Below are 24,876 nucleotides of genomic sequence, written 5' to 3' on the forward strand. Positions count from 1 at the left end.
TTCAATCCACGCACCCACATAGGGTGCGACGTATACGGTGGTTCTTTCTAACCTGTCGTCTGAATAATTTCAATCCACGCACCCACATAGGGTGCGACTTTGTACAACATCAGGTCTTAAAACGGGATTAGGCGATTTCAATCCACGCACCCACATAGGGTGCGACTGAAGTGGCCCAAGAGGGAGGAGTCATATTAGTTATTTCAATCCACGCACCCACATAGGGTGCGACTGATCTAAATAAATTAGGATATCATCTTGAAAAGTATATTTCAATCCACGCACCCACATAGGGTGCGACCATCTTCATACATATCAATAAATTTTTTTAATGATTTCAATCCACGCACCCACATAGGGTGCGACTTTCCAATCCCGTTGCCTTGGAGCTCACCAAAGCATTTCAATCCACGCACCCACATAGGGTGTGACGAGGACGAGGCGTGGGAGTTCGGTAGGCAGGCGGTGATTTCAATCCACGCACCCACATAGGGTGCGACTACACAAACGAGGAAAACCAAGGGACTCCAGAACAGATTTCAATCCACGCACCCACATAGGGTGCGACTGGCTTCCTTACCTGGGTCGATCCAGTTATAGCCCGGCGATTTCAATCCACGCACCCACATAGGGTGCGACTTGAAAGGAGGTGAGGAAGTGGGTACAGGTGGCGTATTTCAATCCACGCACCCACATAGGGTGCGACTCCGCATTCGTTTTATTTCTCAATACCATTACAGATTTCAATCCACGCACCCACATAGGGTGCGACACGATCTTCTGATAATGATCAAAGTTGGATGTTATTTCAATCCACGCACCCACATAGGGTGCGACCAAGGGACGACATAAAGAAATAACAAAGGAGAGATTATTTCAATCCACGCACCCACATAGGGTGCGACAAATATTGGTTATTATTGTCTTTATTTGGTAATCTATTTCAATCCACGCACCCACATAGGGTGCGACTTAAAGTAATGATCACTGGAACCCCATCAATAAGCAATTTCAATCCACGCACCCACATAGGGTGCGACTAGAAAAGGGTTTCCGGTCCATCATATACTCGAAATTTCAATCCACGCACCCACATAGGGTGCGACGACAGCATTAGTCTTAATAATATTCAAGATAGTTTAATTTCAATCCACGCACCCACATAGGGTGCGACTCCGATTTCCAGTCAAAAAAATAACGAAAAATCAGTTTATCATTCAATTAATATCCATTTATAACTACAAGAACCAAATTAAACGAAACATATTTTGTCACAACATTGAATATATGTTATTTTTCTGGTGCGAAACCCCCGGGGTTTTCATGTTCGCTTGGGGTTCGCACCAGAATGGCAAGCTATATTGTTGTCAAGGAAAAACACCTAAATTACCCATTTCCATTGAACCGGAAAACGAAAAGCGCACATTCTATACTAATCTGTCCAGAGATACTGGAAACTGAAAAGCAAGGTCTTCGGGTATCAATAGTTATTCGCAACCACTTCCCCAAGTCCATAACCAATCGCCGTTTTTGCACCCAGCCCATACTCACATAAGGCTATTTTGATCATACGTTGGACTAAATTGATCTGCTCTTTCGAAAAATCCTTTTCAACACCAATTAATATATTAAACGTGGTCCCTTTTACCGCAGGAAACAATAATGGTACGGGTTCTTGGTCATCTGTTGGCTCAACTGCACCTTTTTGTTCATAATATTTCTTATAATGCGGTGTCTGTACATCTTTGGTTATAGTATAAGATTTTATAGGAAAAGAGTCGAAAAAAATGAGGCTCCCCCTTGAAGCAGACTCAATCTCATCAGCCCCTGCACCGAAGCAGGTTCGAAATGTAGCATCCTTTAACGCCTTACTTTCTTGTCCTTCGAATTTTTCCTGTATCCAACAATTTCGAACAACTCCCTTTAAGGCGCTACTAGGAATATAAGGAATTCCATAAAGAGCGTGAAGTGTTATAGAAGAAAATTTGCTGTGTGGAGAATGCCCACCGATACCTATAAGCAACTTATCTACAGGCGTGTACTGCAATTGAATCGTATGCGGAAATGATTGAGCTAATTTTCTCATCCGATAATAAAGATGACTAAGGATCTCATTATGAATCCTGCCCTTTTCCGACTGTCTCAAAGACCTCGGGACTTGGTGAGGTCCCAGTTCAATCTTTTTATTCTCTAATTTATAAACCATTCGGTTAAAAGCCAAGAAATCATTGTCGATCAACTTTGCTTGCTGAATAAATTGGGCTGCATCTTTAGGCAAAATATAAGTTTTGTTAGTATCATTTTTCCCCTGATTCGATTTCAATTTCAATCATCCCTTCCGCAAACCGCTTCATCCAGACAACCAAACTCATCGTTTCTCGCGTCATCCGCTTATACTCATCCCTTGTTTGATTCATAATGGCTTTTACCAGATCATCTTCTTTCTTTTTCATTCTCTGCTGATACAGCCATTCTGAGAGATCTTCATAAATAGCAGCATGCTGAGCCTTATCTCCTTTTTTGGAAAAGAGAAAGGAAACCGTAGCCCCCAGTCCGTTCGTTTGTATCATAACAGGAACAGAACGAATAAGAGTCCGATAACCTTTCGCATAACTTTTCTTTGAAACTTCGCTCACTTTATCGTAAGCGAAAAGCGCTCGGTTATTTTCGATATCTCTGGCCATTTTCCACACCTCCAGAAACAAGCTTAGAAGCGACAAAACCTTTACCCAATGTCTGGTTAGCTCCAATCTGAAAAACCGGAGGAATACATTTTTCCAGTTCAGATGCAATTTCTTCTGCATTTTTGGAATGATGAGCCGTACGGCCCGTTTCTTTTTGTGAGCGGTAGGCGTCCGATATGAAAACGACACTGTACATAATACTTTCAGGCGGTAAATATTCTTCATTAAACAATGCCTGACCCGAAACTGTTCCCGAAGAGTTATCTATTTTGATCCGTGTGACAACCTCTGTAGATAACTGAACAAAATCAGCAAAGTCATCATCGGATACTAGAATGGCATGACTTTTTAACTGACTTTTAAGCAATTCATTCGAAGGTAGAAACTTCAGTAATTGATCGAGGAATTCACTAAAAGCATCATCAGTATTTTTCTCAACCGTTACAGAATAAACATACTCTTCCAGCATAACCTTGCACTCACCATCAGTCGAAATCACTAGATCAGATTTTGCAGTAGCAGTAACAACGGGATAATTCGATAAATCAAATGGCTTCGATAGTTCGGGCATTTCTCCCAGCTCCATATCATTAAAAAAACGACGCAATACCATAGGACAAGTTACAAAAGCAAACACACCCTTGGCGGAACGAACTGGAAAAAACAATAGACGAACATCTGAAAAGGCAACGGCTGATGCAAAAATATCTTCAGGATCTTCTGAGCCAAATATTTGAGCTACAGTATATTCAGAAATATCTGAACTACTTTCAATTGCATTCCTTAAACTTCCCTTTAAGCTGGATGATTCGATTTTAGGGAAACCGGTATGTCCCTCTCTTTGAATAGGCAAATCAACAATGCCCAACTCACTGCCTCCACCTGCATGTAATGAAGTCAACACATTTAGAAACAGTACTCTCGTTAATTTGTACACGTAACCATACCTCCCTGTTCTTTTCCAATTCTGCCAACAAAACTATATCCAAAACCCCTGTCACAATAACGCAATCGATCCCAGTTATTGTATACAAAGCCGAGGTTTTCACGATAATCGCTTATACATTTTTGATGAAACAACTTGTTCGCATCTTCAAACGTGCCCTCTAAAATTTTGAAAAAGTAAACGCTTCCTGCTGGTACTGCCAAACGTAATTCTCTCGGCTTTGCCTTGCCGGAAACCGTTCCAAATCCCCCGGTCGGCACATATTTTCCTACCGCTGCACTGATTAAACGTACTCGAATCCGGTGCTTTTTATAAGCAAACGACCCTTCTTTCGTCACTGGATCAATCCACCAAGGAAGCCATCCCTGTTTGAAAATAGCTGGCGTAGCCAGATAGAGTTTAAAAAACTTATCTGTAGAGGTGGCGGGGGTAAAGAAACACTCTTGTTTCAGCGGTTTCAAGCTGCCCACTTTTGATTCTCCACCGATTTTAAGGAGTGCCTGTTTGTCCAGCGTGACACCTTTAGCCTCAACTACCAACATACATTTTCGTTTCTCTGTGTTTATAGGCCGTACACGTTGAACCGAATACCATTTACGGGAAAGTGAAGCTCCAGATTTTCGATCGATTTGAATACCAATATGATCTTCGATGTGAACAAAATCGGCCAGAGGCTTACATGGTGAAGTAAAGCTTCCTCCATCCAAGTAAACCTGCAATTCACTTTCCTCTATATAGCCCCCACCTCGAGGTTCGACTTCTTTTTGTAAACTGGTCTCTCCTGACGATGGCGTTGATAGACATGATTCCAACGGACCACTGCCAACAGGAGCAGGAGTTAAGTGCAGCAGCTCCATACTGTTATGATCATCAACTACAACACTGTCAAGTGGCCTTGGAAAGAGAAAACGATGATTCACCATCAACCCATTAAAGCCGATTTTGAGTTGTCGACTTGAAATAGATTGGTTTTCATCTTCTCTTTTATACGCTATATTTCGTAAAGCTCCCGCGTACACAGATGGCAAGGGAGGGAACATACTGCTCGAATTATAGTTTAGACCTGCATCAAAGGGAGATGCATTTCTGAAGAATAGCGTATCTACTGCATCAATGGCATAGAACATGTGTCAACCTCCCGAGAAAGAAATACTGCTAATTGCAAGACAGCGATAAATTGCGGAATGTCAGCACCAAATAATTGATAGAGTTTGAAAAAATTTTCGATATGTTTGTCTCGTTCGTCGTGAGTCATTGTCGGGTTCGATCGCTGAAAAGCTTGTTGGATTAGAACACGTACAATCAGTGGCAGTCTCTCATCTTGCATCTCGTCTAGCCGAGTGAGCGTCCTGACTAAATTTTGGATAAAGGCTTTGGCATATTGTTTGTTTTTCAAAGCAATTATCGCATGGTGCAAAACCTGCAAGCGCTCGCCCTCTAGACCAAACTTGCTTCTTATCGTTATTTTATCCCCACTACGTTTCCTCAGTTCTATCGCAAAAGCGTCCTTATCCTCCAGTTCTTTTGCAAAGGACTCCAATTCCCCTGTTCGAGCCAAAATTGTACGTAGGGGTTCCATAAGATGAGCAATAACAACACCCGCCGAAAAGGTTAACGTTTTGGAATGACCCAAGGGAGCCCGTACCTGGCGGGGAAATTCCCGATGCAGCTTTATAAGCGCGGGAAACAACGTGTCCAAAGGGAGAAATCCTAAAAAATCTTCCCCGCCAGCATATATGCTTATGCCTCCATACTCTGTAATGATAGTCCTTACATTAGAGGCAAAGCGACTGATATCCATACTTAACTGCTTATGCTTGTCTATATCTGGATATTTTTTATATAAGCTTCCAATACCGTCTCCGTCAAATTTTACAAGGGCATAGTAGGGACTGATTCGGTGCCTGTTCTTAATTTCGTTATGTAACTCTCTTGCAACGTCAATGCTTTCCTGACTGTATTCATCGATTGAAAGCGCTTGCCCATTCTGGAGATCAAAAATCGCTTCCGAAGCCTCATCCTTCAATCGTGCCAACTTCGTTTCATATTCTGTACCTAGCCGGTTTTTCAATAACATATAAGCAACCGATGTAACATGAAGTTGATAATCAGCTAACCCCTCGAGGTCCTCGTTCAATACATACAACATTCGTTTCACAAAAGAGATGGCCGATAATCCCTCTCCTGGTTTAATCGCATATTTACACACCGGGTTCTGCGAAATATCAACCACATGTTCTGGTACAATATAAGAAGGAAGCTTACCATCCAGCTTTTTTTTGATAACAACGGCATTGTATTCCGGGTAAATGTCGCATTTCCGCCCATAAGGTTCATTGGTTTGGGTAAAAATACGCAATCTTTTAATACTGCTCATACCCTTCAAGATTTGTGTGTAACTTTGCTCATACTGATCAAATTCTTGAAACACCCAATATATTTCCAAAAAACGTTCTATTTGATGAACAGCCCATTGATTTGGGCTAACCCCGGTTTTACGAAAAACCCGCATACAAATATTCATGAATTGCTGGCGAACATGCTGGGCAAGAGCCTGTCCAAGCTGCTCCTGATCTCGTTTCTCATATCCCTTGACAATAGCCACAAGACGGTTAGGAATGTTGGTATGGCGATTTCGAGCGGGAAAAATTATTTCTATATCCTTGACATCCCTGCTGATCTTCTCTATCGCTTCAGTTATTAAGAAGGATAACAAATAGCTTCCCGCATACAGATCTCTTGTTTTTCTTGAGTGATCGATAAATGATTTTACCGGCCCAATGGTAAACAGAAACAAAGCTGAACTCAATGTCTTTCCCCCTCAATATATGATATGAATCGATCCCGTTCTTGATAGTTCCTGTCCAATTCCTTTCTATTGTGAACAGCCTTAACATATGTATAAACGGGAAATACAGCATGGTCATGAGTTCGGGTCAAGCTAACAATAAGAGATGAGGCAAAGCGCCATTGACTCTTCCCCGCAAAGCCGGTTGCAAATCGACTCCCAAATTGCGAAGAATTCTTTTTTATTTCATGGGAAGCAATATCCACCATTGTAAGAAAATCATTTATGTCGTTGATTTCTCTTCCAAGTTTGATTTTCTCAATAATAGGTCGTTTAAACCGACTTAACTGGGTGTTTGCTGCAATTTCATTATTTAAAACTTTATAAGAAGAAGTATCCTGTCCGGAGGCCCCCTGATTCAATTCGTTTAGCCTGTCGGCTATCCAGTAAAGTATATTCTGTTTTGTAATATTGGGGTTATCTACAGCTACACAGCCTCTGCCTCGACGGGTTCGCTTGCCTATGCCTCCCAAAATCAGTGACAAAGTGATCCATTCCCGATACCAAGCAAGGTCGGTATCAAGCTTTGTTCGGATTACAATCTGAAAGGACTCGCCTGTTGGGAAGCATGGGACTTTATTCTTCGTGTTTTTCGTGTTTTTCGTTTTTTTTTCATGTAGTAAAAGGCTTTCATAGGATTGCTTCATTATTTTATCAGGTTGTGGCTTCATCTGTAATCGAACAGGGGATGCATGCTTCTCTGCATCGCCAAACCGACGGGCCTCCGCTTCAAATAGCCTACTCGTCATTAATTCTGTGTTAGCTATTCTGAATATGTAACGCATAAGAGCCTTCAATTCACTAGTACGTAATTCTGGACTTCTACGGTCGCTGCCAAAACTGAACATCGGGCTAATGATGGCGCAGTTAAGGATCTCTTTATTCATGACTATCCTCCGGATGTACTGTTCCCGTGTCCTTCCATCTGTTCTTGTTAAACATGTCAACATAAGCTTTGTGAGGAAACAGCATCGGATTGTTAATCAGCATCAGAAGCTGATTCAGTTGCAAGTTAAATGATAATAGCGAAACCTCCTGCTTATCGTCTGTGAACACACGGTATTCTTCCAAATCATAGTTTGTTTTCCGCTTATTCGTGGCTTGATCCTCGTGATCCTCTAATCCATCTCCATCATTAATAAGATTTTCGGCGATAGAAGGTTCGTCGTGATTTAAAGATTTAAACCAATCCTTTAATGTCTTTCTGTCTTCATTGCGGTATATGGAGATGCGGCTCTGCTCCTTATCGGCCCTTAAAGCAAAATCGAACAATTTGGCACTCTTGGGCTGCTCTTTATCCATATAACAATAAACAAGTATAGGTCTAGTGGCAGTTTGTGTTGATCGTTGAGTTATATTTAAATTTTCGTTTACTAAATAACTATGCATTCTTGCAATCGCGTTACGAGAAGTCTGCAGCTTAGTAATACTATCTTTCCATGTTTTCAGTGCTTCATAGGAGGCTGATGAACTTTTACATTCGACAGCCACGGCTACAGCTTCAATGGGAATAAATTTCAATCTTCCCTTGCGAAATATATACGGGGTGTAGATTTCATCAAAAACGGCGAGATCGACTTCATTGGATACTTGACCGTGAGAATCAATAATAAACACAGATTGCTCGACTACGAATTTTTTGGGAACAATCTGCATGAATAATTCCTTCCAAATATCCTCACGGAATCCCCCAATTGAACTTCCATGGTTTTTATACTTGAAATATAACTGGCTTACACTGGAACGTTCTGTCTGCACATAGTTATGGATAATATCATCGATCATCTTGATATCAGCCTCTGGTTGTGTAGGTTTAGAACCAGATAATTTGTCAGTCATTTGCTTTTCCCTCCAGTTCTTAATTAACTCTAAAAAATTGAGCCTTAAAAAAGGATATCACATTTGGAATAACCCTACCTTGCTTTTCATCAAAATTTCAAGAATTTAACATTGAATCATATTTATATTACTATTTGTTATTCCCGCCCGAACGGCTAGAAGAAATGAGTCTTTTTTCAACCACTAGAAAAAAAAGAGCTATCGCAAGAAATGCCGCAGAAACTGGAGTTACGTATTCGAAAGATTTGTATATAGCCATAGTCTCTACAGAACGCTAGGAAGCACATTTTTCGAATGCATTGAAGTCTATTAACTCTGAAAAAAATAAACGCCCAATCCATACGAACATATGACGTTACGCATTATATTCTTTTCGGCTTTTAAACAGAGGATGATACGCAACCACATAGGGTGCGACCATAACTAAGGGGGCATATATTTAAAATGTTAACTATTTCAATCCACGCACTCACATAAGGTGCGACAAATGTTTCAAGTTGTAATTGATAAAAAAGAACTGATTTCAATCCACGCACCCACATAAGGTGCGACAAAATCAAACTCTACGTTGTAATGAACCTCGAATGTATTTCAATCCACGCACCCGCATAGGGTGCGACAGGCTGCTATATTTGGGCAAGCAGTTCCTCGGATCGAAAATTTCAATCCACGCACCCGCATAGGGTGCGACCTGCCTTTATCAGTTCTTGACGATTTAATCCAAGACGATTTCAATCCACGCACCCGCATAGGGTGCGACAAAATCCAAACTATGCACCAATTATCGCCGAACCAATTTCAATCCACGCACCCGCATAGGGTGCGACTGCTTTGGTTACATAGGTGATAGCTCCTAGATCGTATTTCAATCCACGCACCCGCATAGGGTGCGACGGTTTTGCCCAGAGTGCCAACCGATACACGCAGCAATTTCAATCCACGCACCCGCATAGGGTGCGACAAGACTTTGGAGGATGCCAAAAAAGAATTATTGGATATTTCAATCCACGCACCCGCATAGGGTGCGACGCGACAGCCAAAACGTTCTACACAGTCGAGAACATTTCAATCCACGCACCCGCATAGGGTGCGACCATGCCATCAAAAGAGCTTTTAAACGTCAGTACGATTTCAATCCACGCACCCGCATAGGGTGCGACAAGTATCAAAAATCTTCAGAAATCCGAATGCTGTAATTTCAATCCACGCACCCGCATAGGGTGCGACGAAATACAAAAGTTAATGCCATCTTCCTTAGCTATGATTTCAATCCACGCACCCGCATAGGGTGCGACGGGTATGCGTGCGCAAGATTCGGGAAGGGTGAAATTTCAATCCACGCACCCGTATAAGGTGCGACTAGCCGAAGCACGTTCAAAGGTTCAATCTGAATTATTTCAATCCACGCACCCGTATAAGGTGCGACTTTGCAGCTTCGGTATCAACATCAGATGTAGAGATTTCAATCCACGCACCCGTATAAGGTGCGACCCAAATTCGCATCAGTACCATTAATGACCGTTTCAATTTCAATCCACGCACCCGTATAAGGTGCGACACCCAATTACATTTTGTGCATACCATTAGTAAGCCATTTCAATCCACGCACCCGTATAAGGTGCGACATAAATCTTTGATATGCCCATTAAATCAAAAAAGATTTCAATCCACGCACCCGTATAAGGTGCGACTCCGATTTCCAGTCAAAAAATAACGAAAAATCGGTTTTTTATTCAAAAAACATCTATTTATAACCACAAAAGAGAAATTATAAAAAAACATATTTTGTTATAACATTAAATATATGTTTTTTTCATGGTGCGAAACCCCCGGGGTTTTTATGTTCGCTTGGGGTTCGCACCAGTATAACAAGCTACATTTTTATTGATTACATCATAGCTCAAATTCAAAATCAGTGCTTGCCTTTCATCATCCACTTTACAAGAGAAACCATTTCGGGTCGGAACCAAAGTTCCGAATGGCTTGCCACATATTCGATGGCTTCATTCTCATCTCCAAATCCAATATACTCTGGACTGTGGCGAGGAAGCTTTTTCTTTCCATATAAATAAGCCGGGACAAAAGCATTGGCCTGCAGAGCAGCTTCTTTATAACTGTATAGCTTTGGCGTTATTCCATGCTGCAAATATTCCAATACCATACGATCATACATTAAGGAGGCTGAGTTTTCCGGGTAAGTTTCCATTAACCGTCTGGCCGCGTTAAAATCCCCATGTAGCAAGTACAGCATCAAAAGCTCGTAACGAACCCCTATGTTGTCATTCGGACATAACTCGAGCATTTCCTCAGCCTCGCGAATCGCTGCAGTATCGTCACCGTTTTCCCTCAGTAAGAACATGTAATAGTGTTTTAACCTCATATAAGGACGCGTTTCAACAAGTCCCCAAAAATGCCCCTTATTTTCTGCAAAATAAGAAGCCCCAAAACTGTTTTCTACGGTCTCTAGACCGTTTCGGACGATTGTCAACGCTTCATTCAGCGTATTGGCTTCCTGGGCAAAGATCTCATATGCATCTGCATTGCCAGGATCAAGCTTGTTGGCTTGACGTGCTAGCTGAAGTCGCTTGACCGGGTTTCGCTCCCGCTCCGCATGCAACAGAAGTTCACGTGCCTGTGCAGCATCATTTTTCGGCAGGTCTTGTTGGGTATGATCATTTTGCATAAAAGCATGTATGAAATTTTCCAGTTCTTCCTGTGACTGAAAATTTTGCTGATTAACAAGCTCGTTGAGCACAAACATCTGCTCTTCCATTTCACGACGCACGTCAAATGCCTGATCACCAGGGTAGAAACTCGCTTCATTGCCACCCGATTCACTAAACATAAATGATAACGGGTTGTTTTGGTCTATTGCCGCTTCAGCCATATAATCATATAATTTCGCAAAAGCATTCCCTAGCGTCGTTACAGACACCTGGTGCTTAGCTGCCATTTCCGACTGGGTCGATGGAACTCCGAGAAGATTGGCCATCAAATACTCCATTGCACCTGCATATCCACCCGGTTTGCGGAATTTCGGGTTCATCTCGTTAGAATAGTCGTTCCAGATCATGAGAAAACTGCGCAACAAAGATATGGATTCAGCATCCTTTAAACGGTATTCCCGGACAAGTTGCGGGAGAAGCTTATCCACCAGCTCGCGGTGAGCATCCGCTCTCCACTCCAGCTCTTGATTAATAAGACTTCGCAGCTCCTTAAGGTTTAGATCCTCTTGCCCTGATCCTTTCGCAGCTCCGGGAAAAGGAATCACACGGTTATCTTCTTGGCTGCCAAGATTCGTTCGCTTCTCCTGATTCAGACAACAAGATTTGTACTTCTTTCCGCTGCCGCATGGGCAGAGCTCATTTCTTCCTATCGTTTTCATTTCTAACCCCCCTTTTTTTCAAAACGATCTGATATTTCGAATATTATCTTTTAGCGTGCGTAGGAACAATACCTGATTTTCTTAAAAACCCATCAATTTATGATCAGATTTTCTTTACTTTGATAGGCAGCGAGAAAAGATCGTCCACAGTTCTATCAAAACACTGTCGATTCAGAATTAATAACTCTCTTGCTCTAAGTTTTGTTGGAAATAGAGTTAGCAATAAAAAACATGCTATTTTTAATCCTATACAATTATCCTGAGAAATTCAAAATTCATAATTGTATAAGAATTTTTCACCCGACAAATTGTAATTTTATGTAAATTCCCTTTGCTAGACATAACTGCATAATTCCAAAAGGTGGTCTGCAGCTGATTCTTACACCATTTCAAGTGCTCGTCCATGTCTAGATATTTCTTCTCTGAAACCATTTTTCATCTCGTTCCATGAGTAAGGCGAAGATAAGGCATATCAAGGAACGATTGGGTTTGAATCAACGCACCCGCATAGGGTGCTACGGGTGGCATTAGCACCTAAACTTCAATGGTTTTATATTTCAATCCACCCACATAGGGTGCGACCCTAATCACCTCTATTATTTTATACGAACATTTATGCATTTCAATCCACGCACCCACATAGGGTGCGACTTGCTGTTTTTTTATATTCTTTCTTCTTCCATTCAAGATTTCAATCCACGCACCCACATAGGGTGCGACACCGGATACTTCGGGGACGCGCTAGGAGGATGGGATATTTCAATCCACGCCCCCACATAGGGTGCGACGATATCATTTCCATAAATTATTCAATGATTGTTACTGATTTCAATCCACGCACCCACATAGGGTGCGACCCTGATTTCGATAGCAGTGTCATATCGTTCTTTAGATTTCAATCCACGCACCCACATAGGGTGCGACTTGCTGTTTTTTTATATTCTTTCTTCTTCCATTCAAGATTTCAATCCACGCACCCACATAGGGTGCGACACCGGATACTTCGGGGACGCGCTAGGAGGATGGGATATTTCAATCCACGCCCCCACATAGGGTGCGACGATATCATTTCCATAAATTATTCAATGATTGTTACTGATTTCAATCCACGCACCCACATAGGGTGCGACCCTGATTTCGATAGCAGTGTCATATCGTTCTTTAGATTTCAATCCACGCACCCACATAGGGTGCGACTTTAAAACATCAATAGCCTGGCGAAGCGCTGGAGATTTCAATCCACGCACCCACATAGGGTGCGACTCCGGTTCTCATCTCTCCAATACGGATCGAGTGCAACATTTCAATCCACGCACCCACATAGGGTGCGACGAACATTAAAACTGGCAATGCCCAAAGCGTAATAATTTCAATCCACGCACCCACATAGGGTGCGACCAAAAGCTAATAAGCGACCTTATAGATCATCGCAAATTTCAATCCACGCACCCACATAGGGTGCGACCCTGACAAATCACTGCTATATCATTGCAAGTAACATTTCAATCCACGCACCCACATAGGGTGCGACATTATAAGGATGATTTAAATCCAATAGCATAGGAGATTTCAATCCACGCACCCACATAGGGTGCGACAGCAGACGGAGTCGTCGAGAAAATAACCTTCAAAGATTTCAATCCACGCACCCACATAGGGTGCGACTTGGGGATTCCCCCTGAAGCGCAGGCGATTATATATTTCAATCCACGCACCCACATAGGGTGCGACGTTACTGAGGTCGTTGCAGACAACGTTCGCTTTTTAATTTCAATCCACGCACCCACATAGGGTGCGACACGATACCAGCTTGTGTTAGAGACGCAGGAGCCACTTATTTCAATCCACGCACCCACATAGGGTGCGACAGGCAAGACCCAAACGGATGATACGATTCCTGAACCGATTTCAATCCACGCACCCACATAGGGTGCGACTCCGATTTCCAGTCAAAAAACAACGAAAAATCGATTTATACTTCAAAAATTATCCAACTGTAAATATTAAAACCAAAATAAGACAACCATAATTTTCAAAAGAATTAAATACTTGTTATTTTTCTGGTGCGAAACCCTCGGGGTTTTTATGTTCGCTTGAGGTTCGCACCAGCATAACAAGCTATATTTATTAATTACATCTAAGCACACAATTTCAAAATCAGTACTTATCTTTTCCCCATTCACTCTACAAGTGCAGCCCACGAGACGGAAGCAAAACTCCGAAGTAGCTTGCAACATATGCTATGGCTCCATTCTCATCTATCTCCACATCCAATATTGTCTACAATGACCAGTATTGGATGCTCCACAGGAAGTCTTCTGTTACGCTTAATGCAAAAGTGCATTAAAAAATGTCGGTGTTTCGATTTTGAGAGCAGTTAACTGCAAAAGTATAGTTAAAATTCAAGCTTTTCGCCAAAAAGAGAAAATTCCGCAGATTTAAATGTATTTTTGCACTTAGCCCAAATGAGAAAATATGGCTGATTTAAATGCGCTTTTGCAGTTAAAAGGTATCTTTCGCGCTTTCAGTGCATCAATCGGGTAAAGATAACATTAACGCCATCCACCCAAGCTTAGATAGGGCTCCTTCCTCATGAATTTATACTTTTTGATATGTTAAAAAACAGTTTCTTTTTCTAGCATCAGCTCGTTTTTTTTGCTCATTTCGATTTGCATCCTTGCCAATATAGGTTATTCTACGACAGTTTACAAATTCCTTTTCATTGCTGTTACTGTCTATTTCTTTTCAAAATTACTAATTGCAAGCTCTCTGCTACTATCCGCAGCTCAATATAAAATACTATATATGCTAATAATCAATTCCTCATATGCTAATAATCAATTCCTTGCCATATCCAATACTCTATCACTTTAGTCCGAACTACGAACTAAATCTGTTTCCATTACGCCAACGCTCCACCTTCTCCTTCATTTCTATCACTGCATTATGGACTTCTGCCGCCTGTGTTATCGCGGAAATTACCGCGACCCCATCTGCACCTCCACGCATCACTTTCTCGGCGCGGTCTGCGTTGATGCCGCCGATTCCCACGATGGGAAGATCTATGCCGGCTTCGCGCATTTGACGTAAAATGGCTGTGCCTTGCGCTGCTATGGCATCGGCTTTGGAAGTCGTCGGGTAGATAGGCCCGACGCCGAGATAATCGGCGCCGTGCAGGACCGCCCGGCGGGCTTCTTTCACGGTGTGGGCGGACACGCCGAGAATCCGGTTGCCGATCCGCTTGCGAACGGACCGGGCGGATTCATCGGCTTGGCCGATGTGTACACCGTCAGCGCTAAGCTCCAGTGCCAGATCGACATCGTCGTTAACGATAAATGGCACGCCGGCATGGCGGCACATCTCTTGCAGCTTTTGGGCAAGTTCAATCCTCGGCTTTCCGCACAGCGCGCTCGCTCCCTTCTCGCGGAACTGAAACAAGGTAATCCCGCCAACCAAAGCTTCTGCCAACACCTTGTCCGGCTCTGCTTCGCAGTTCACACTGCCCATAACCAAATACATCCGGAGATAGTCACACATCTTAACAGAAGAGATTCTCTCCGTCATCTGAGTACCTCCTGCCGTCGACGCCTGTATGCCCAATGGTTTGTCGGTCCGTTACCTCCGCCCAGATACAGCCCGTCCTCAATAGCCGCCTGAATGAAGGCTCTAGCATTCGCTATCGCTACCAATGGGAGACTACCTTTGGCTAATTCTGCAGTAATGGCAGCGGAGAACGTACAGCCCGTGCCGTGTGTATTGACGGTATGCACGCGTTTACCTGTCAGCTCTGTAAATACTTCTCCGTCATAGATCAGATCAACGACTTGCTCGCTCCCTTGGTGATAATCGCCATTACGACTGAAATCACACTCACTGCCGCCTGACCGATGTCCACTAATTATGCCTTCCACTCTATAGTTCCCAACTGACCTGTGTCCACCAATCATGCTCTCTATGCTATAGCTATCATTTCCATTCCCATTCCCACCGATATATCCGTTGTTTTGAGCATTCTCAGTTGTTTTATGGCCTGCAAAATCTTCACTGCTCTCACCACTATATCCACAATCTTTATGATCGTCATTCGTCCTGCCCCGGCGGTTATCATACTCTTCAGATTTTCCGTAGGTTTCTCTACTCCAGACAATCTGTCTATCCTCACCTGTATCATGGCCACCCTTGATCACAACGATCTTCGGGCCAAGCGCCCGGATACGTCTTGCCGCTTCCCGGCGGTCACACATAGAGCGAATGCTTATCCCGGACAACACTTCAGCCTCCGGGATATTCGGAGTCACGATGAGCGCCAAGGGAAGCAGTTTCTCCTTCAATGCCTCTACTGCTTCTGTGCGCAGCAGCTCGCCACCTCCTTTGGCGATCATGACCGGATCGACAACAACGTTGGTCCAGCCAAACTTCGAGATTTGTTCGACTACGGCGCAGATAATATCCGCACTAAAGAGCATGCCAGTCTTCAAGGCATCCACCCCAATGTCTGAGCCTACAGCTTCGATCTGCTCCGCCGCCGCTTCCGGGGGCAGCGGATATACGCCGTACACACCCAGTGTATTTTCTACCGCTATAGCCGTGATGGCCGTCATGCCGTATACATCAAGCTCCTGAAACGTCTTGATATCCGCCTGGATGCCAGCACCGCCGCCGTTATCCGAGCCGGCAATCGTTAGCGCCCTTGGAACACCCATGCTCGTCATCGTCTGTCACCTGCAGCAGCGGTCCGCATTTCCCGAATCGTGACGCGTCCTTCCAGCGAACCCGGATGAAGCTGGGCCAGTTCATCCAGAAACGCGATCTGAAAGCTGCCGGGACCGAGACCCGATGTACGCTTCGCCGCCTGCGAAGCTGCCGCGCCATAAAAGGCTAGCCCAGCGGTGCCTGCCAGCATCAAATCCGCTTCGACTGCAGCAAAGGCGCCAAGCACAGAGGTAAGCAAGCAGCCTGTACCAGTAACCTTTGTGAGCAGCACATCCCCGCCGCTGACCACCCGCAATAGCGATCCATCGGTAATCACATCCTCCTTCCCGGTGATCACTGCGGTCGTCTTCAGCTCACGAGCAGCTCGTACCGCCAGATCTGCATGATTGCCATCTCCGCTGTCAGGGGCATCCACACCTTTGATTTCACGCTTCTCTCCTACAAGATGTGCAATTTCTGCCGCGTTGCCCCGTACGATCGAAACCTGGACTTCACGAAGAATTCGCAGAGCCGACTCCGTTCGAAGTGTGGTTGCCCCGGCTCCGACCGGGTCGAGCAGCACGGGCACGCCGTGGGCATTCGCCGACTGACCAGCGATGATCATCGTATCCACCAATTCACGCGACAGCGTTCCGATATTAATGACCAGCGCACCTGCAGCCTTCGCCATTTCGGTTACTTCATCCGGTGAAGAAGCCATGACCGGTGATGCGCCGAGCGCATATAAGCCGTTTGCCGTAAAATTGGTCACCACTTCATTCGTTATATTATGGATAAGCGGATTATTTCTTCGTACCTTATCGAGAAGAGCAGAAAGCTCTTGATCCAGCAACCTCATCACCATCAACCTCTCTTTTCACTATAAAGTTACAGACAAATACAAGAACGGCGCACCATCCCCTGTGAACTGTTCGAACCGCGCGTTGCGAGCTTCGCTCGCTGCGAATGACCGCAAAAGAGTAGTTCAAGCTGTTGCTAGATAGCTGCCACGCACTGAGAGCTTCGCTCGGTGCGGATAACCACAAAGGAGTAGTTCGGCTGTTGCTATATATGTGAACTAAAGATCCTAGCCTGAGCATCACTACGAATTCAGATTATTCTTCCGATCGCTCTTGCCCCCAGATTTCTCTGAAGGATGTAAACAACCGTTGAAATCCGGGAACAGCTTACGCTTTCGAAGCGAGCTTTCCTGCGGAAAGCTTTTAGGCGAACACTAACGTTTCTCGAAATAATTCCGACTTCTTTCGTTGAAGTAATACTATTGTTTAGTTCAATCTATAGATAATTGCCCCGCACTGGGAGCTTCACACAAGCGAATGACCGCCAAAGGGCCACCGTTCATTGTTGCAGTCAACAACATTTCCTATATCCAACATGAAACGTAAGCAGTTTTATATTTTCATAGAACCGCAGTCTGTACGTGCACCGGCCACTGTTCCTCCCGGTAAGCCATCTCCCAAAACATATATTCCAGCTGGCAGCTGAGCATGAAATGCTCGGCCATACGATTCCGCTCGGTAGCCGTTGCTTCTTGCGCCCATGCATCCAGACGGTTGCGGAAATAAGCAGTCGCATCCTCCGCCTGGTTCCCATAAAAATCGATCCATTCATAAAACGGATGATTCCGATCCGGCTGAACCTCATCCACCAGCTTGCGGCCGATCTCCATGTACGTCCATGGACAGGGCAAAAGCACAGCCATAATCTCGCCCAAGCTCCCTTCATGTGCAACCGTCAGCATATGACGGATATAATGATGCGCTGTCGGAGCGAGCGGGTACCCTTGCATTTTGTCATAGCTGCCCCCTGCCACAGCACAGAAATTTTGATGCGGATGCACTTCACTGTGAAGAATAAAAGATATCTGTTCATTAAAAACAGCTATCTCCTCCCGTGTGGCACATTTGGAGATCGCAATCCCATAAATCCGCATAAAAGCATTCAAATACTCGTAGTCCTGTTTGATGTAATGAATCAGCTGTCCCTTGGACAACTGCCCCTTTGCAATACCTCTTACAAAAGGATGATCAAAAATAGCTTGAAAAATATCGTCCGCCTGCTGACGGAGCTGTTGCGTAAAGCTCACTTCCTCCACCTCCAACCATGATTGAAGAGCAGGAAGTCCTAGAAACCACAAGTAAGAAGCTTTTTCAAAGGCAACGCAAAAAAGCCGCCCCCGAAAAGCTGGAGCGGCTTAAATCCGTATGTCTCATCAAATAGTCATATACCTTACCGAAAAACAAGACAGATCATATAACCGACTCCACTTTCCTACGCTAGTATGAACTAGATCAGGTTCAAAGGGTCCGAGATATTCTCTCGTCTCAGCCGCCATACGACTCCCCTAGTGGACTTCCTATTCTATTGCCCAATACTGTACACGGGTTTACAGATGATGTCAAATCCTCAAATCCTTAGACCCATTGTATTTTAAACTTTCTTCCTGCCTTTATATAAGGCAATAGCGGAATATCTGCTTCGATCACTTTTCCAATGACGTTCACTTTTTCATCAGGTTTTAAGGAGGTTTTGGTAATTTGAATTTCTCCCTGATACCTGCCGTACAGCTCATTATCTACCGTAATGCTCCCGATTTCCCGTCTGGTCGTATGGAAAGGCTTAACCGCACGGTTTCCAATAAGTCCATACTGCCGCGATTCCATCGAACGAATACAATCCCTTGCCTCATCATATCGGTTCGTATGCTCTATCGTCAAAATATCCGTGAGCGGATCTTCTCGGACGAACGCCTGAGCCCTCAACAGAATTACACCATCTTGCATCGAAGAGAATTGCTCTAAGGCCGTGTCGCTAAGCGCGATATCCCCTACTACAATTTTGTCAACCAAGCCCTTCTCCCGTAAGTCCATATAAGCTGCAAAAGGAGAAGCCTCCCGGTGATCTTCCAAAGTCGGCAGTCCCTTAAATAATGGACCTCGCAGCTTATGATCTCCAGGAATAAAAGCCATCGTCGTTAACCCTTTATTCTTCAGCCAAAGATTCCGCTGTTGAAGATTCTCCAGGCTTAACCCGGTTTCCGGGCGCGGATAGAAATTATGCCAAGCCTCTGTCTGTGACAGGTTAAGACCATCTGCAACAAGCTTCTCCAGCTGCTCCTCTGTTAAGCTGCTGGCGTTTAAAGCCAACCTCATCTTTGTAGATAGCGAAGCGATTCTCTCATCCTCTATGCCGTAATCGATGCGTAACCCGGTCACTCCCCAATGCACAATGTCCTCAACATGATCCCATGTCAAACCTAGGTACTGAAGAGACTTTGGTGAAATATCTGCCATCAGCTCCATCCCATATTTCTGTGAAAGCTTGCCAAGCTCCTGCAGCCGTTCTTTATACACTGACGGATCTGCTTCAGGGATATGAAGGGATGTGAAAATCGACTTGAAACCTTTCTCGCTTACTTTTTGGAAATAACCTTCCTGATCTTGTATGGATTCTGCTGTCAAGTATACTGAAATGCCAAGCAATATAGCTCATCTCCTCTCCATCAGACTGGCACGCCTTAAGTGATGTTTTCCCCCATCTCCTCTTTAAAACCAAACATATAGGTGAAAATAAATCCAAACGCATAAGAAATAACAAGCCCCAGGAAGTAGAACAGGTAGTTATTGTTCGTAATCAACGGTATAAGGGACAGACCCGAGACACCAGTACCTGAGGATGCCGTATGCATAACCGCCTGAAACGCACCGCCGATGGCAGCGCCCAAAGAAGCGGTAATAAACGGACGGCCAAGCGGCAAGGTTACCCCGTATAGCAGCGGCTCTCCAATGCCAAGAAATCCTACCGGAAGCGCCCCTTTAATGATGTTGCGTAGCTGTTTATTTTTTGTCTTCACATAGATCGCAATCGCAGCCCCGACCTGACCAGCGCCAGCCATCGCCAGAATCGGAAGTAAAGCGGTTTCATTATACGTGTTAATAAGCTCCAAATGAATAGGTGTTAGACCATGGTGCAGACCAACCATAACGAGCGGCAAGAAAAACCCTGCAAGAAGCGCCCCCGCTATCGCGCCGCCAAAATCCAAAATGCTGTTCAGTCCAATCGTAATACCGTCAGACAGCACACCAGCTACCGGTTGAATCGCATATAACGATACAAAGCCAACAACTAACACCGTAATCAGCGGAGTGAATATAATATCGACTGCATTCGGCATCACCTTGCGAACTTGCTTCTCAACGACCGTCATCAGCCATGCGGAAAAAATAACCCCAAACAATCCGCCCCGCCCCGGTGTAAGCGCTTCACCATAAATCGTGATGTTAGCCAGCAACGGATTAAACAGGAACATCCCTGCAATAGCGCCCAGAACCGGGGTCCCTCCAAATTCCTTCGCTGTATTCCATCCTACCAAAATCCCCAGATAAGTAAACACGCCCCCGCCTAACAACAGCAGGATCTGCATGAGGGTGCTTTCTTTATCAGCGCCGGCATTTACTGCAAAGTTAGCCGCACCATTGATAATACCGGAAGCAACCAGACCGGGAATCAAAGGAATAAAAATATTGGCAATGCGCCGTAAAAAGTTTTTAAACGGCGTATTGTTCTTTTCCTTCCGTTTCATCCGGTCCAGTTCCGCTTTCTCACGAAACGTAATTTCATCAGGGGAAAGAGCGGCCTCTTCCCCTAAAGACAATCCAGTTTCGGCACTAAGAAGCGCCGCTACCTTATTCACCGTACCCGGCCCGACAACGATTTGAAGTGTGTCATCGTCAATCACACCCATCACGCCGTTGACTTTTTTGAGAGCGGTCAGATCGACGCGTTCATCATTTTTCAGCTCCAGTCTCACCCTTGTCATACAATGGGTTAAACGTCTGATGTTGTCCTTGCCGCCGATATGCTGCAAAATACCTTCGGTTAATTGCCTTTCCTTACTCATCTTGTTTCTCCTCCTTTTGGATAGGAAAATTTTCAAACCGAGTTCAAAGGATCTTGCTGTACTTGACTGTGATTCGTAGTGATCGCTTTTTGAACAAAACCGTTAGCCGTTTGAAGCTTTTCTTTCGCAGTATCATACGAACACTGTAGTAAAATCATGACGATCGCCGCTTTTACATCGTGATTGGCTTGCTCGTAATACGCTTCGGCTGTTTTATAATCAACGTCAACCGCCTGCATAATAATTCGTTTCGAGCGCTCCACCAATTTATAGTTGGTAGGCTGCACATCGACCATTAGGTTTTTATACACCTTGCCGATACCGATCATGCTGGCCGTTGAAATCATATTCAGCACCAGCTTCTGAGCCGTTCCTGCTTTCAGACGTGTCGAGCCTGTTAAAATTTCAGGTCCGGTATACACCTCTATGGGCACATTGGCATATCGGCTTATGGGCGCTTGTTTATTGCAAGCGATGCTGATCGTCTTGGCACCTGTGAATCGTGCGTACTTTAGTGCTCCGATGACATAAGGGGTTCGTCCGCTTGCTGCTATACCCACCAAAACATCTTTTTCCGTAAAGGCAATCTGCCTCAAATCCTCCTCCCCCAACTGTTCGTTGTCTTCCGCTCCTTCGACCGCTTCGGTAAACGCGCTGAATCCGCCTGCGATCAATCCCTGAACCATTTCAGCAGGAGTGCCAAAGGTCGGGACACATTCCACTGCATCCAAAATCCCAAGTCTGCCACTCGTACCTGCACCGGAGTAAATCAATCGCCCCCCCTGCTGAAAAGCATTTATAACAATTTGTACGGCTTGTTCTATATACTTAAGCTCCTTGCTCACAGCTTGCGCCACACTCTGGTCTTCCTTATTCATCACTTTCAAAATATCCATTACACTCATTTCATCCAAATGCATGGTGGAGTGGTTTCTCTGTTCGGTAGTTAAATTCTCAAGCATGGAATCACCCTTTAAATGAAATGTGTTTCTACCTTATATTGTATGCGTTTGAAATTAAGTGTCAACAAATATTATTTTTTAATAGAAATTAAATTTCATAGATTTCAAAAAAAATCGCTCCCTCCTGATGAACAGGCTTTTCGTGGGAGCTGCTGGCGTTATCTGCGAAGACGAACGACTTCATCTCTTGCTTCGTGATAATGCTTAACGATATTTTCGCCGATGTTATTAAAAATGCTAATATATAATGCATCAATGATCGTCAGCTGTGTCATTCTCGATGACAAGCTTCCGATTCTGAAATCACTCTCCACATTTGGCGTGCAGAGCCGGATATCCGCCTCCTTATAAAGGGGAGATCTGTCCATATTGGTGATCGCAATGACCGTCGCCCCCTTCTTTTTCGCAAACCGAGCGAGATCGAGCACATCCTTCGTTTTTCCGGACATACTGATCGCAATGAACACATCTTTCTCGGTTAAGTAAGCGATATGGGAGAGCATATAATGAAAATCAAATGCCGTATTGGTAAGATAGCCGAGCCTTGTAAATTTATAATGGGCATCAAACGCCGCAGTCGCAGAGCCTCCCACTCCAAAAAAAACAATCCGTTTCGCTTCCTTCAGCACTTCGAATGCTTTATTATATTCTTTCTTATCCAGCGTTGCCAGCGTCGATTCAATCGCCGATTTGTTAACATAGGTTACTTTATGCAATAAGTCATATGGAGAATCTTTTTTTTGCAAAATAGAAAAATCCGTTATGTTCATCTCCGACAGAGTGATGTCTTTCACAAGTTCTAATTTAAAAGATTTAAAGCTGCCGATCCCAATGGACTTGCAGAATCGGATAATGCTGGCTTCACTAACCCCGGCTTTTTGGGACAGCTCCTTGGTTGTCATGTTAGGCACTAGCTCCGGATGCTCGACAATATATTCCCCGATTTTACGCTCCACCGCCGAAAGACGGTTCAAGTTTTCCGAAATTTTCTGGATTAAAGTCCCCAAGTAAACATTCCTCCATCACTTTTTGTCGATTTCCTTGTTATCTCTTATCTTAGAATGGAGCCGGGACAGAATCAACCTTATGAACACATAGATTCCCCGCCGTCGACGTGCAGCACTTGCCCTGTTACAAAACGAGAGTCATCCGACGCAAGGTATACAAACGTGGGAGCAAGCTCAAACGGCTGCGCCGCTCTTTCCATCGGGTTGAATGATCCGAATACGGCGTTCAGATCCGAAGAGAAGCTTGCAGGGATGAGCGGGGTCCAGACTCTTCCGGGAGCAACCGCGTTGACCCGTATTCCTTTTTTCACCACACTGTTGGCCAGGGCTCGTGTGAATCCGACATTCGCGGCCTTTGTCGCTGTGTAATCAATCAGCAGCTTTTCGCCCACATATGTAACCACTGAAGATGTGTTAATAATGGAACTGCCGGGCTTCATATGAGGCAATGCGGCTCTCGTCGTATAAAAATGCGAGTAAATATTGACCTTAAACGTATCATCAAACTGCTCATCGGTGATGTCTTCCAGATTATTTTGCTGGAACTGGATGCCGACATGGTTACACAAAACATCAAGTCTGCCGAACGTGTCAAGCGTCTGTTCAACGATCGCCACACACTGATCCTTCACTCTCAAGTCACCGGGCATAAGCAAGCAGCGCTTGCCCAGCTCTTCCACTCTGGCCTTGGTACGATTGGCATCTTGATGCTCATCCAGATAAGAAATCGCCACATCTGCCCCTTCCTTGGCAAATGCAATAGCAACAGCCGCACCAATGCCGCTGTCCCCGCCCGTAATCAGCGCGACCTTTCCGTCCAATTTCCCGCTGCCTACATAATTCGGATTTTCAATGATCGGCCTTGGCACCATAAGCCCTTCTAATCCAGGCTGTCTGAGCTGGCGCTGCTCCGGGAAATTCATCGGCACTTCCTTAAATTGCGTAATTTTTCCGTAGTTTGGATACAGCGGATATGGCTCGGTAATCATGTTGTTTTTAAACGTTTTCTGATATTGCTGGATTTCCATGAGTATTTGCAGCTGCTCCGTTGTCCATTGATCGTGATCTTCATAATGACTCATCATAACACTCCTCACATTCAACCTGTATGTATATCCATATGTCATATGGGCATTTGCCGTGCATGCCCCGCCTTCGAAAGAATTTTAAGATACAGGTGCAAAAAGTAGCTTGGGAAGGACCTGCTCCATCCCCTATAAACTCGAATACGTTAAGGTAAATGAGGTCAATAGAGCTGGTGCTCTTTAATTGACAACTGGACTTACAAATTTAGATGTCCAAAAATACTTTATTGGGGAGGATGACTAACTTCAAAACATTACGATTCGATTTTAATCCGAAAGTTCAGCTGTTGCTGCTTCATCATTCCAACGAAACGGTTCAAATGCGCTATAATTCCAATCCCTTCACATGGTCTATGCCTTTAATAGCCCCGCGGCCTCCTTATTACGCCAATCCGCGATATGAACTAAATTACCCGCGCATCTAACCAAACAAGCCTGTATCCAAGGGAAATCCCCGGATACAGGCTTGAAAAGGTACTTTTTATTCCATCCGAATCGCTTCTGATT

The 24,876-nt window shown here is 44.4% G+C and carries 18 protein-coding genes, 3 CRISPR repeat arrays and 1 riboswitch (1 of these 22 only partly in view); of the genes, 1 reads left to right on the forward strand and 17 read right to left on the reverse strand.

The annotated features are described in order from the left end of the window. Window positions 1-1,174: a CRISPR direct-repeat array (repeat unit 32 nt; unit sequence ATTTCAATCCACGCACCCACATAGGGTGCGAC) (it extends 615 nt beyond the left edge of the window). A gap of 306 nt (window positions 1,175-1,480) precedes the next feature. From cmr6 to C8268_RS16860, 17 genes are all read right to left on the reverse strand, one after another. Next, complete coding sequence (gene cmr6, locus C8268_RS16775) at window positions 1,481-2,323, reverse strand: type III-B CRISPR module RAMP protein Cmr6 (RefSeq protein ID WP_106768730.1); 843 nt, start codon at window positions 2,321-2,323, stop codon at window positions 1,481-1,483. Further along, window positions 2,298-2,684, reverse strand: a complete 387-nt coding sequence (gene cmr5, locus C8268_RS16780; RefSeq protein ID WP_158702752.1) for a type III-B CRISPR module-associated protein Cmr5 — start codon at window positions 2,682-2,684, stop codon at window positions 2,298-2,300. The genes cmr6 and cmr5 overlap by 26 nt, the downstream gene beginning before the upstream one ends. After that, on the reverse strand, window positions 2,662-3,621 hold the full coding sequence (gene cmr4 / locus C8268_RS16785) for a type III-B CRISPR module RAMP protein Cmr4 (protein ID WP_234032857.1): 960 nt from the start codon (window positions 3,619-3,621) through the stop codon (window positions 2,662-2,664). Before cmr4 ends, cmr5 begins: the two co-directional genes overlap by 23 nt. Further along, window positions 3,609-4,757 (reverse strand): type III-B CRISPR module-associated Cmr3 family protein, encoded by a 1,149-nt coding sequence (locus C8268_RS16790; RefSeq protein WP_106768732.1) that lies wholly within the window; start codon window positions 4,755-4,757, stop codon window positions 3,609-3,611. Before C8268_RS16790 ends, cmr4 begins: the two co-directional genes overlap by 13 nt. Next, window positions 4,733-6,439 carry a type III-B CRISPR-associated protein Cas10/Cmr2 gene (gene cas10 / locus C8268_RS16795; RefSeq protein ID WP_106768733.1) on the reverse strand — a complete coding sequence of 569 codons (1,707 nt, stop codon included), beginning with the start codon at window positions 6,437-6,439 and terminating at the stop codon, window positions 4,733-4,735. Before cas10 ends, C8268_RS16790 begins: the two co-directional genes overlap by 25 nt. Continuing rightward, complete coding sequence (cmr1, locus tag C8268_RS16800) at window positions 6,436-7,365, reverse strand: type III-B CRISPR module RAMP protein Cmr1 (RefSeq protein ID WP_106768734.1); 930 nt, start codon at window positions 7,363-7,365, stop codon at window positions 6,436-6,438. Before cmr1 ends, cas10 begins: the two co-directional genes overlap by 4 nt. Then, window positions 7,358-8,317, reverse strand: a complete 960-nt coding sequence (locus tag C8268_RS16805; RefSeq protein WP_234032859.1) for a DUF6602 domain-containing protein — start codon at window positions 8,315-8,317, stop codon at window positions 7,358-7,360. The genes cmr1 and C8268_RS16805 overlap by 8 nt, the downstream gene beginning before the upstream one ends. Before the next feature lie 453 nt (window positions 8,318-8,770). After that, a CRISPR array of direct repeats spans window positions 8,771-10,008; the repeat unit is 32 nt; unit sequence ATTTCAATCCACGCACCCGCATAGGGTGCGAC. Between the two features lie 221 nt (window positions 10,009-10,229). Beyond that, the gene (locus tag C8268_RS16810; RefSeq protein ID WP_106768735.1) at window positions 10,230-11,702 is read right to left on the reverse strand and encodes an SEC-C metal-binding domain-containing protein; all 1,473 of its coding nucleotides are present in this window, start codon (window positions 11,700-11,702) and stop codon (window positions 10,230-10,232) included. Between the two features lie 619 nt (window positions 11,703-12,321). Then, a CRISPR array of direct repeats spans window positions 12,322-13,639; the repeat unit is 32 nt; unit sequence ATTTCAATCCACGCACCCACATAGGGTGCGAC. A 943-nt stretch (window positions 13,640-14,582) separates the two neighbouring features. Further along, window positions 14,583-15,266 carry a thiamine phosphate synthase gene (gene thiE, locus C8268_RS16815; RefSeq protein WP_106768736.1) on the reverse strand — a complete coding sequence of 228 codons (684 nt, stop codon included), beginning with the start codon at window positions 15,264-15,266 and terminating at the stop codon, window positions 14,583-14,585. Further along, on the reverse strand, window positions 15,263-16,414 hold the full coding sequence (thiD, locus tag C8268_RS23180) for a bifunctional hydroxymethylpyrimidine kinase/phosphomethylpyrimidine kinase (protein ID WP_234032861.1): 1,152 nt from the start codon (window positions 16,412-16,414) through the stop codon (window positions 15,263-15,265). The genes thiE and thiD overlap by 4 nt, the downstream gene beginning before the upstream one ends. Next, window positions 16,411-17,253, reverse strand: coding sequence for a hydroxyethylthiazole kinase (gene thiM / locus C8268_RS16830; protein ID WP_158702753.1), 843 nt, complete (start codon window positions 17,251-17,253; stop codon window positions 16,411-16,413). Before thiM ends, thiD begins: the two co-directional genes overlap by 4 nt. A gap of 561 nt (window positions 17,254-17,814) precedes the next feature. After that, complete coding sequence (gene tenA, locus C8268_RS16835; RefSeq protein WP_106768737.1) at window positions 17,815-18,501, reverse strand: thiaminase II; 687 nt, start codon at window positions 18,499-18,501, stop codon at window positions 17,815-17,817. A gap of 165 nt (window positions 18,502-18,666) precedes the next feature. Beyond that, a riboswitch (TPP riboswitch) is annotated at window positions 18,667-18,771 on the reverse strand. 58 nt (window positions 18,772-18,829) lie between these two features. Further along, entirely contained in the window at window positions 18,830-19,897 is a 1,068-nt protein-coding gene (locus C8268_RS16840) for a DUF871 domain-containing protein (protein WP_106768738.1), read from the reverse strand. Between the two features lie 35 nt (window positions 19,898-19,932). Then, window positions 19,933-21,315 (reverse strand): PTS transporter subunit EIIC, encoded by a 1,383-nt coding sequence (locus C8268_RS16845; protein ID WP_106768739.1) that lies wholly within the window; start codon window positions 21,313-21,315, stop codon window positions 19,933-19,935. Window positions 21,316-21,347: 32 nt separating this feature from the next. Then, a complete protein-coding gene (gene murQ, locus C8268_RS16850; protein ID WP_106768740.1) occupies window positions 21,348-22,277 on the reverse strand; it encodes an N-acetylmuramic acid 6-phosphate etherase in 930 nt (309 codons plus the stop codon). Window positions 22,278-22,435: 158 nt separating this feature from the next. After that, window positions 22,436-23,284, reverse strand: a complete 849-nt coding sequence (locus C8268_RS16855) for a MurR/RpiR family transcriptional regulator (RefSeq protein ID WP_106768741.1) — start codon at window positions 23,282-23,284, stop codon at window positions 22,436-22,438. Between the two features lie 77 nt (window positions 23,285-23,361). Further along, entirely contained in the window at window positions 23,362-24,312 is a 951-nt protein-coding gene (locus C8268_RS16860) for an SDR family oxidoreductase (protein WP_420094285.1), read from the reverse strand. Window positions 24,313-24,605: 293 nt separating this feature from the next. On the opposite strand from C8268_RS16860, the gene C8268_RS16865 reads away from it, so the two are divergent. Beyond that, window positions 24,606-24,794, forward strand: a complete 189-nt coding sequence (locus tag C8268_RS16865) for a hypothetical protein (RefSeq protein WP_106768743.1) — start codon at window positions 24,606-24,608, stop codon at window positions 24,792-24,794. Window positions 24,795-24,876: the final 82 nt, after the last annotated feature.

The sequence above is a fragment of the Paenibacillus faecalis genome, from assembly GCF_900289175.1.
GTDB lineage: Bacteria > Bacillota > Bacilli > Paenibacillales > Paenibacillaceae > Paenibacillus_AQ > Paenibacillus_AQ faecalis.

Bases quoted from the DNA above. Each gene is read 5' to 3' on its own strand.
- C8268_RS16860 (WP_420094285.1), bottom strand. From the start codon at position 24,312: ATGGAAATCCAGCAATATCAGAAAACGTTTAAAAACAACATGATTACC.
- thiM (WP_158702753.1), bottom strand. From the start codon at position 17,253: ATGAGGTTGCTGGATCAAGAGCTTTCTGCTCTTCTCGATAAGGTACGA.
- cmr5 (WP_158702752.1), bottom strand. From the start codon at position 2,684: ATGGCCAGAGATATCGAAAATAACCGAGCGCTTTTCGCTTACGATAAA.
- thiD (WP_234032861.1), bottom strand. From the start codon at position 16,414: ATGACGAGCATGGGTGTTCCAAGGGCGCTAACGATTGCCGGCTCGGAT.
- C8268_RS16790 (WP_106768732.1), bottom strand. From the start codon at position 4,757: ATGTTCTATGCCATTGATGCAGTAGATACGCTATTCTTCAGAAATGCA.
- C8268_RS16805 (WP_234032859.1), bottom strand. From the start codon at position 8,317: ATGACTGACAAATTATCTGGTTCTAAACCTACACAACCAGAGGCTGAT.
- thiE (WP_106768736.1), bottom strand. From the start codon at position 15,266: ATGACGGAGAGAATCTCTTCTGTTAAGATGTGTGACTATCTCCGGATG.
- C8268_RS16810 (WP_106768735.1), bottom strand. From the start codon at position 11,702: ATGAAAACGATAGGAAGAAATGAGCTCTGCCCATGCGGCAGCGGAAAG.
- cmr1 (WP_106768734.1), bottom strand. From the start codon at position 7,365: ATGAATAAAGAGATCCTTAACTGCGCCATCATTAGCCCGATGTTCAGT.
- C8268_RS16845 (WP_106768739.1), bottom strand. From the start codon at position 21,315: ATGAGTAAGGAAAGGCAATTAACCGAAGGTATTTTGCAGCATATCGGC.
- C8268_RS16865 (WP_106768743.1), top strand. From the start codon at position 24,606: ATGACTAACTTCAAAACATTACGATTCGATTTTAATCCGAAAGTTCAG.
- murQ (WP_106768740.1), bottom strand. From the start codon at position 22,277: ATGCTTGAGAATTTAACTACCGAACAGAGAAACCACTCCACCATGCAT.